The organism is Frankia sp. AgKG'84/4, from assembly GCF_023242965.2.
In the GTDB taxonomy this organism is placed as follows: Bacteria; Actinomycetota; Actinomycetes; order Frankiales; family Frankiaceae; genus Frankia.
In genome coordinates this window covers 1-1,329 of the sequence record NZ_JALKFU020001109.1, presented here as the reverse complement: position 1 = coordinate 1,329, position 1,329 = coordinate 1, and the positions used below count along the sequence as shown (strand labels likewise).

The window sequence follows — 1,329 nt, the reverse complement described above, 5'->3', positions numbered from 1 at the left end:
ACCCCCGCCGGCCACAACCGCGCCGGGCCGACGATGCGCCGCCGCGCCCGCGCCTGCCTCGCCCCCCTCGCCCGGAGGACGACCTCGACGCCACCGGACCCGTTCTCGCGCCGCTGGGCCACCTGCCCGCCCTCGACGGGCTGCGCGCGTTCGCCGTGCTGGCGGTCATCGCTTACCACGCCGGCATCTCGTGGATGCCGGGGGGGCTGCTCGGCGTCGACACGTTCTTCGTGCTGTCCGGATTCCTGATCACCGGCCTGCTGATCACCGAGTACCGCAACACCCGGCGCATCGATCTGAAGACCTTCTGGATCCGCCGTTCGCGGCGGCTGATGCCGGCGCTGCTGGTGCTGCTGGTCGGCGTGGCCGCCTACGCCCGGTGGATCGCCGCGCCCGGCGACGTCGGGACGCTACGCCTGGACGCGATGTCGACGCTGCTCTACGTGGCGAACTGGCGGTTCGCACTGTCCGACCAGAGCTACTTCAACCACTTCTCGGCGCCGTCGCCGCTGCTGCACACCTGGTCGCTGTCGGTCGAGGAACAGTTCTACGTCCTGTGGCCGCTGGTGGTGTTCCTGCTGATGCGACACAGCGCGCGCACGGTGGACCGCTGGCGCATCCAGCGCCAGAAGGCCCAGTCCCTCGCCCTGTCCATCGCCGTGCTCGGCGCGGCGGCCTCCGCGGTGGTCGGCCTCGCCCTGTTGGCCAACGGGACGGATACGTCGCGGATCTACTACGGCACCGACAGCAGGTCCCAGGCGCTGCTGGTCGGGGCGGCGCTGGCGGTCTGGCGGGGCCAGCGGACGAGGCCCATCTCGGCGCGGGCGCGCTCGGTCCTCTCGGTCGTCGGCTGCCTGGCGGCGGTGGGGCTGCTGGTCATCTGGACGACGGTGAGCGGTCAGAGCCGGCCGCTGTACGCCGGTGGCTTCCTCGGGGTGGCCATCGTCGTGATGCTGCTCGTCGCGTCGATCGTGGAGGCCCCGCAGGGGCCGCTCGCGCGGGCGCTGGCCTGGGCGCCGTTCACGTTCATCGGCCGGATCTCCTACGGCCTCTACCTGTGGCACTGGCCGATCTTCCTGACCCTGACCGCCACGCGGACCGGTGCCAACGGCGTCGTCCTGCTGCTGCTGCGTCTCGCCGCCACCCTGGCCATCACCCTCGCGTCGTTCCATCTGGTGGAGAACCCGATCCGGCGGGGCCGGATCCGGCTGCCGAGGCCACGGCTGACGGTTCCCGCCGCGTTCGGCGGGGTGCTCGCGGTCCTGCTCCTGGCGACCGCCGGCACACCGGGGGGCGTGCGCACCCCGGCCCAGCTCGAGGCGCTGGCCC

At 72.8% G+C, this 1,329-nt stretch carries 1 protein-coding gene; it reads left to right on the top strand.

Annotated features, from left to right (window positions below; translation table 11 throughout):
• The coding region (locus MXD58_RS27710) for an acyltransferase family protein (protein WP_284678931.1) at window positions 1–1,329 on the top strand (1,329 nt) is incomplete at both ends.